The sequence below is a fragment of the Mesobacillus sp. genome (genome assembly GCF_049588175.1).
Lineage (GTDB): Bacteria > Bacillota > Bacilli > Bacillales > Cytobacillaceae > Mesobacillus.
The window spans coordinates 1-7,316 of record NZ_JBAVFI010000389.1 but is presented as its reverse complement, the minus strand read 5'-3'; the positions used below and the strand labels follow the sequence as shown (position 1 = coordinate 7,316).

The following is a 7,316-nucleotide window of genomic DNA, read 5'->3' as shown; positions in this document are numbered from 1 at the left end:
TGATAGGTCAGAGGTGGAAGCGCGGTGACGTGTGGAGCTGACTGATACTAATCGTTCGAGGACTTAACCAAAATAGATTACTCGTTCTTCTTTTTTCTTCTTACACATTATCTAGTTTTGAGGGAATGAAAATTTTCTCTTGCAAAAAATAATTAAAGATGATACAATAGTTATTGTCTTTAAAAAATAGTCTGGTGGCGATGGCGAGAAGGTCACACCCGTTCCCATACCGAACACGGAAGTTAAGCTTCTCAGCGCCGATGGTAGTTGGGGGTTTCCCCCTGTGAGAGTAGGACGCCGCCGGGCTGTTTTAAAAAATTACATGGATTAATTATTATTATCGACGCGGGGTGGAGCAGCCCGGTAGCTCGTCGGGCTCATAACCCGAAGGTCGCAGGTTCAAATCCTGCCCCCGCAATAATCCATCTTTTCTTTTACATAATGGTCCCGTGGTGTAGCGGTTAACATGCCTGCCTGTCACGCAGGAGATCGCCGGTTCGATCCCGGTCGGGACCGCCATTTTCCTAGATTACTAGAATTCAAAACGAAACGCTGTTTCGTTTTTTTTATTGCCCAAAATGGAAAAATGTCTGCTTTTTTTGCCCGTACTACTTAAATCGTGTACACTACATATAGTATAGTCATCCTTAGGAGACATCCTAAGGATTTTTTATTAGAGATTGTTTCGCAACATGAGAATAGACCTTACTATAAGATTGAAGTGTTAATACTTATATAAATTGGAAAATAGCAAGGGTGATAGTATATGGCCACTTATGAATTTAATTCGGAGCTGCCTGAGCAAACAAAGAAGTTTGCCAAAAGGCTTGCTGGTGTACTTAAAGCTGGAGATGTTATAGCACTTGAAGGGGATTTAGGTGCTGGCAAGACGACTTTTACTAAAGGGCTTGCAGAAGGTTTGGGTATCACTCGGAATGTGAACAGCCCGACTTTCACGATTATTAAAGAGTATCAGGGAAGGCTCCCTCTTTATCATATGGATGTGTATCGGGTGGAGGATGCGTTTGAAGACCTTGGTTTTGAAGAATACTTTGAAGGTAATGGTGTGACGGTGGTTGAATGGGCTCATTTGATTGAGGCTCAGCTGCCTGAAGAGCTGCTGCTGATCCAGCTCTACTTGGACGAAAATGGTGCCAGGAGAATAGTTGCTGAGCCGAAGGGCGAGCGGTATGAAGAATTGTGTAAGGAGATTTTTTAAATGAAGGTATTATCGATTGATACGTCCAATTATGTTCTTGGGATTGGCCTCTTGGATGGGGAAACTGTAATGGGCGAGTACATTTCAAATATTAAGAAGAACCATTCTGTTAGGGTGATGCCTGCAATCCAGACATTGATGAATGAATGCAGCATTAAGCCAGGAGATTTATCTAAGATTGTTGTTGCAGAGGGCCCTGGTTCCTATACAGGGGTGCGCATAGGAGTGACGATTGCCAAGACGCTTGCATGGACGTTGAATATTCCTATGTCAGGCGTTTCAAGCCTTGAGGTAGCTGCTGCTTCGGCAGGACGATATTTTGATGGATATGTCTCACCTTTCTTTGATGCGAGGAGAGGTCAGATTTATACAGGTTTATATAAGTATAATGATCAGGTTATCCAAACGGCAAAAGAGGACCAGCTAGTGATGTCAGCTGATTGGGTCCGAACGCTTAATGAAATGGACAGCAGGATTTTGTTTACAAGTAACGATTTGCATTTACATGAAAATGTGATTAAAGCTGAGCTTGGTGACAAGGCAGTTTTTGCAGCAATCACTGAGCTGAATCCGCGGCCAGCAGAACTAGCGTTATTAGGAAGGGATAAAGAGAGTGTTGATCTTCATTCATTTGTCCCTAACTATATTCGCATGGCAGAAGCAGAAGCTAATTGGCTGAAATCACAAGAGAATAATAAATAAGTGGGAAGATGCAATGAATAATACGATTACTTTCCGTAAGATGACTATTGAGGATCTTGATGATGTAATAGAGGTAGAGGTTAATTCTTTTGCCACGCCATGGAGCAGGGAAGCTTTTTACAATGAATTGACGAAGAATCAATTTGCCCACTATCTAGTTGCAGAGGTTGACGATAAGGTAGTTGGCTATTGTGGCGTGTGGATCATTGTAGATGAAGCACATATCACAAACATAGCACTCTTGCCGGATTACCGAGGATTGAAGCTTGGCGAGGCGCTTATGGGCAGGATTGTGGAGATTGCGCGCGAAGTCGGAGCTATAAGGATCACTTTAGAGGTCAGAGTGAGCAATGAAAGAGCACAGAATCTATACCGTAAGTTTGGATTTGAAGAAGGTGCTTTAAGAAAGCAATATTATACAGACAATATGGAAGATGCTTTAGTAATGTGGGTGAATTTATAATGGGAAAAGATCTATTAATAATGGGAATTGAAACAAGCTGTGATGAAACAGCCGTTTCTATAGTTAAAAATGGCAGGGAAATCCTGTCGAATGTGGTGGCTTCACAAATAGAGAGCCATAAGAGATTCGGCGGGGTCGTTCCTGAGATTGCTTCGCGCCATCACGTTGAACAGATTACGATTGTATTGGAAGAGGCCTTAGCGCAAGCTAACATTGAATTAAAGGATTTGGATGCCATTGCGGTGACAGAAGGACCTGGACTAGTTGGTGCCTTGTTAATCGGAGTGAATGCTGCGAAAGCCCTAGCGTTCGCGAATGATATCCCGTTGATAGGGGTACATCATATTGCCGGGCATATCTATGCGAACCGCCTTGTAACGGAGATGAAGTTTCCGTTGATTTCTCTTGTAGTATCTGGCGGACATACCGAGCTGGTATACATGAAAGAGCATGGCCATTTCGATGTTATTGGTGAGACACGGGATGACGCAGCAGGGGAAGCTTATGACAAGGTCGCACGGACATTGAATCTTCCATATCCGGGGGGACCTCATATCGACAGGCTGGCACAGGAAGGACAAGCTACTATTGATTTGCCACGTGCCTGGTTAGAAGAAGGTTCTTACGATTTCAGCTTCAGCGGATTGAAATCAGCTGTCATCAATGTCGTGCACAACGCCCAGCAGCGTGGAGTAGAAATTGTCCCTGCTGAGCTAGCGGCTAGCTTCCAAGAAAGCGTCATTGATGTTCTTGTCACTAAAACTCTTAAAGCTGTGAATCAATATGGAGTTAAGCAAGTGCTGCTTGCTGGTGGTGTGGCAGCAAACAAAGGGCTGAGAGAGGCTCTTTCTAAAGCTTTTGCTGAACTTGATGTTGAGATTGTCATTCCGCCATTGTCATTGTGTACAGACAATGCAGCGATGATTGCTGCTGCTGGAAGTGTATTGTTTGAAAAAGGCGAACGTGCCGATTTAACACTGAATGGAAATCCCGGTTTAGAGATAACTATCCACAACAATAGTCGGAAGTAAAAAATAAATTTTCTGATTTTCTTGTGGATATCTTGGTGGATATCGAGTGTTTCTGTGTATAATGTGGATAAAAACAGCCTTTTCTGTGGATAATGTGGAAAAGTCTCTGGATAAGCCATAAATCAACCTTTGGTATGTGAATAACTTTGTGAACAAAAAGTCCCGGAATCCATCCGGGACTTTTTTTGTGGATTATTGTAGGTTTTTTATTAATTGGCGAGTTTTTTTTATAAAAAATCTAGTAAATCAATACTCCCAAGAAAAGCCTCTTAGTAATGAACGGCGAATAATAATATAAAAATAGTTAAGCAACCACTATATATCAACAAAGATCGGTTGAGTCACCTCATATAATGGCGAAAATTTAAATATATTGGCGAACTCAAAAGGATCCTTCAGCGACACCGAATTGCTCTTATAACCGCAAATAAAAAGCCGGGCAGCAATTTGCCGCCCGGCATACTCTCTCTCTGTCAATCTGTACTCTCTTATGCCAGCTCTGTCCATTCTTCCATCAATACATCGAGCTTTTCTTTGGCTGTTTCTATTTTACTGTTAATATCGGCTGCTTTTTCGTGGTCCTGGAAGATTTCCGGATCACATAAGAGTTCTTCGTATTCAGCGACCTCCAATTCAAGCTGCTCGATCGCTGCTTCGACTTCTTCCATACGCCGCTTACGCTGGCGTTCTAGCTTCTTTGATTCTTTATCCTGCTGATAGGAGTTTTTATCTTGTTTAGAAGAATCTACAGCACTGCTTGAAGCTTTTGCTGACTGTTCGGCAAGTGCTTTCAGCTCTTCCTGTTCGAGCTTTTTCTCAAGGTAATAATCATAATCACCCAGGAATTCGGCTGCGCCAGTTCGGTCGAGTTCAATGACCTTTGTGGCGATCCTGTTGATAAAATAACGGTCGTGCGAAACGAACAGGATTGTGCCAGGGTAATCGATCAGTGCGTTTTCAAGCACTTCCTTGCTGTCTAAATCCAAGTGGTTCGTCGGCTCGTCCAGAATTAAGAAGTTTGATTTTTGCAGCATTAGCTTAGCAAGGGCAAGACGCGCTTTTTCGCCGCCGCTTAGGGTGGAGACAATTTTCAATACATCGTCGCCGGAGAATAGGAAATTGCCCAGAACAGTACGAATATCTTTTTCCGGCTTAAGTGGATATTCGTCCCAAAGCTCGTTTAGTACCTTTTTATTTGAGCTTAGCTCAGCTTGTTCCTGGTCATAATAACCGATCGATACGTTTGAACCATAGTGGATGCTGCCGGCGATCGAAGGAAGCTTTTCAACGATTGTCTTCAGCAAGGTTGATTTGCCGACACCGTTTGGTCCAACTAAGGCAGTGCTATCGCCCCGAGATAGATTGAATGAGATATTTTCAGAAACGGCGTCATCGCTATATCCTACAGCGAGTGAATCAGCCTTTAGGACATCGTTTCCGCTCTGGCGTTCAATCTGAAAGCTAAATGAAGCGGATTTCTCATCGCCAAGTGGCTTGTCCATCCGGTCAATCTTTTCTAGCTGTTTCCTGCGGCTTTGGGCCCTTTTAGTAGTGGAGGCACGCGCCAGGTTTCGCTGGATGAAGTCCTGAAGCTTTGAAATCTCATCCTGCTGTTTTTCAAAAAGCTTCATATCCCGTTCGTAGTTTTCAGCTTTTTGGTTCAAATAAGAGCTGTAGTTCCCCGGGAATTTTGCCAGCTGATGGCGGGAAATTTCATATACCTGATTTACGACTTTATCAAGGAAGTAACGGTCATGGGATACAATAAGGATTGCGCCATCATAGCCCTGAAGGTACTTTTCCAGCCAAGAAAGAGTGTCGATATCAAGGTGGTTTGTCGGTTCATCCAGAATTAAAATATCCGGTCGGGTCAAAAGGAGCTTAGCTAAAGCAAGCCTTGTTTTTTGGCCTCCGCTTAATGTGGATATTTTTGTGGAATAATCAAAGGAATGGAAGTTCAGGCCATGGAGCACGGAGCGGATGTCTGCTTCGTATTGATAACCGCCTTTCTCCTTGAACTGGACCTGCAAGAGATCATATTCCTTGAGAACTCTGTCATATTCAGTCTTGCTTGTCAGGATGTCTGAATCCGACATTCTTTCCTCAAGCCGCCGCAGATCTTTTTCCATGGAATGCAGATGGTTAAAAACGCCAAGCATTTCTTCCCAGATGCTTTTTTCGGATTCGAGACCTGTATTCTGTGCCAGGTACCCGATCGTCGTCCCTTTAGGGCGGATGATCTCACCGCTGTCATGCGCCTCCTGCCCTGCGATAATTTTCAGCAGGGTCGATTTGCCCGCTCCGTTGCGGCCGACTAAAGCAACTCGGTCATGGGTCTGTATTTCAAACTTTATATTCGATAAAATAAGATCAGCAGCGAAATATTTTGTCAGCTGATTAACTTGTAATAATATCATTATTTTTCACCTCTATTGCCTTAGAGATAGTGTAACCCATTCACATAGGCTCGGCAATATATGCGATCCACTAAAAACAAGGAATGACAAGGAATTAGTGAAGTCAGCAACAAAGTTCACACACAACTTTGTGAAAATAGTGTATCATTTGGTTGAAGGGAGCTTGAACATGTCAGAATTTACTCATTTTAACGAAGAAGGCAGAGCAAAAATGGTGGATGTCAGCGATAAACCTGAGACGGTGCGCACGGCAATCGCCCATTCAAGCATAATTGTGAATGAAGATATATATAGAAGAATCACAGAAAATAAGATGAAAAAAGGGGATGTGCTGGCGGTTGCACAGGTAGCGGGCATCATGGCGGCCAAGAAGACGTCGGAAATTATCCCAATGTGCCATCCACTTCCATTAACAGGCATTGACCTTAGCTTTGAATGGGAGCAAAATGGAAATGACTATAGTTTAAATATCACTGCATCTGTAAAAACAAAAGGAAATACAGGTGTGGAAATGGAAGCGTTAACAGCAGCTTCAGCATGTGCGCTGACTGTTTATGATATGTGTAAGGCCGTAGACAAAGGCATGGTGATCGGCAAGACGTATTTAGTCGAGAAAACCGGTGGGAAAAACGGCGATTTTAAGAGAGAAGAGAAGCTTTAATAGAAATATTAATTGGGTGGAGGATGGAGAATGACGAACGAACCTATGAAAATTCCGCAGGCAACCGCAAAACGCTTGCCGCTGTATTATCGTTTCTTATTGAACTTACATTCTTCAGGTAAACAAAGAGTTTCATCTGCAGAGTTAAGTGAAGCGGTAAAAGTAGATTCAGCGACCATCAGAAGGGATTTTTCTTACTTTGGAGCCTTAGGTAAAAAGGGGTACGGCTACAATGTGAATTATCTCCTGACATTTTTCCGAAAGACACTGGATCAGGACGAGCTGACCAAAGTGGCGCTGATTGGGGTCGGGAATCTTGGAACGGCATTTTTAAATTATAATTTCTCAAAAAACAATAATACGAAAATCGAAATTGCCTTTGATGTTGATGAGGGCAAAGTAGGCACCATTATGGGTGACGTGCCTGTATATCACATGGATGAGCTGGACAAAAAAGTTGTCGAGGAAGGCATACAGGTGGCCATCCTTACCGTGCCGTCGGCGGTAGCGCAGCCTATTACCGACCGATTAGTCCAGGCGAATATCAGGGGTATCCTCAATTTCACGCCTGCACGATTGAATGTACCAAACTCTATCAGGATTCACCATATTGACCTGTCTGTAGAACTGCAATCATTAATTTATTTTCTGAAGCATTATCCGACTAATACAGAAACAGAAGAATGATATGAAAAATAGCCTCTTCCGGATGGAGAGGCAACAGTTTGTCAACAAATATTCAGTTCGACAACAGTTATTGAAACCCTGTTGATTGGAGTGGAAGGCGCGTAGACTCCTGCGGGAGCAGCGGGACAGGTGAGAC

At 43.2% G+C, this 7,316-nt stretch carries 7 protein-coding genes, 2 tRNA genes and 1 rRNA gene; 9 read left to right on the top strand and 1 reads right to left on the bottom strand.

Features of this window, described 5'->3' with window-relative positions; genetic code table 11:
* Window positions 1-190 precede the first annotated feature (190 nt).
* The 7 genes from rrf to tsaD all read left to right on the top strand — a co-directional run bounded on the left by rrf (window position 191) and on the right by tsaD (window position 3,415).
* Window positions 191-306: ribosomal RNA gene (gene rrf, locus WB217_RS09765) — 5S ribosomal RNA — on the top strand.
* A 38-nt stretch (window positions 307-344) separates the two neighbouring features.
* A tRNA-Met gene (locus tag WB217_RS09760) sits at window positions 345-418 on the top strand.
* A gap of 25 nt (window positions 419-443) precedes the next feature.
* Window positions 444-519: transfer RNA gene (locus WB217_RS09755), tRNA-Asp, on the top strand.
* Between the two features lie 247 nt (window positions 520-766).
* On the top strand, window positions 767-1,219 hold the full coding sequence (gene tsaE, locus WB217_RS09750) for a tRNA (adenosine(37)-N6)-threonylcarbamoyltransferase complex ATPase subunit type 1 TsaE (RefSeq protein ID WP_423992928.1): 453 nt from the start codon (window positions 767-769) through the stop codon (window positions 1,217-1,219).
* Window positions 1,220-1,921 carry a tRNA (adenosine(37)-N6)-threonylcarbamoyltransferase complex dimerization subunit type 1 TsaB gene (gene tsaB / locus WB217_RS09745; RefSeq protein WP_423992926.1) on the top strand — a complete coding sequence of 234 codons (702 nt, stop codon included), beginning with the start codon at window positions 1,220-1,222 and terminating at the stop codon, window positions 1,919-1,921.
* Window positions 1,922-1,934: 13 nt separating this feature from the next.
* The gene (gene rimI, locus WB217_RS09740) at window positions 1,935-2,384 is read left to right on the top strand and encodes a ribosomal protein S18-alanine N-acetyltransferase (RefSeq protein ID WP_423992924.1); all 450 of its coding nucleotides are present in this window, start codon (window positions 1,935-1,937) and stop codon (window positions 2,382-2,384) included.
* Complete coding sequence (gene tsaD / locus WB217_RS09735; RefSeq protein ID WP_423992922.1) at window positions 2,384-3,415, top strand: tRNA (adenosine(37)-N6)-threonylcarbamoyltransferase complex transferase subunit TsaD; 1,032 nt, start codon at window positions 2,384-2,386, stop codon at window positions 3,413-3,415. The genes rimI and tsaD overlap by 1 nt, the downstream gene beginning before the upstream one ends.
* A gap of 488 nt (window positions 3,416-3,903) precedes the next feature.
* On the opposite strand, the gene WB217_RS09730 is transcribed toward tsaD, so the two are convergent.
* Window positions 3,904-5,832, bottom strand: a complete 1,929-nt coding sequence (locus tag WB217_RS09730) for an ABC-F family ATP-binding cassette domain-containing protein (RefSeq protein WP_423992920.1) — start codon at window positions 5,830-5,832, stop codon at window positions 3,904-3,906.
* A 169-nt stretch (window positions 5,833-6,001) separates the two neighbouring features.
* On the opposite strand from WB217_RS09730, the gene moaC reads away from it, so the two are divergent.
* Together moaC and WB217_RS09720 are read left to right on the top strand one after the other, a co-directional pair.
* Entirely contained in the window at window positions 6,002-6,493 is a 492-nt protein-coding gene (gene moaC / locus WB217_RS09725) for a cyclic pyranopterin monophosphate synthase MoaC (RefSeq protein WP_423992918.1), read from the top strand.
* Window positions 6,494-6,523: 30 nt separating this feature from the next.
* A complete protein-coding gene (locus WB217_RS09720) occupies window positions 6,524-7,180 on the top strand; it encodes a redox-sensing transcriptional repressor Rex (RefSeq protein WP_423992916.1) in 657 nt (218 codons plus the stop codon).
* Window positions 7,181-7,316 lie beyond the last annotated feature (136 nt).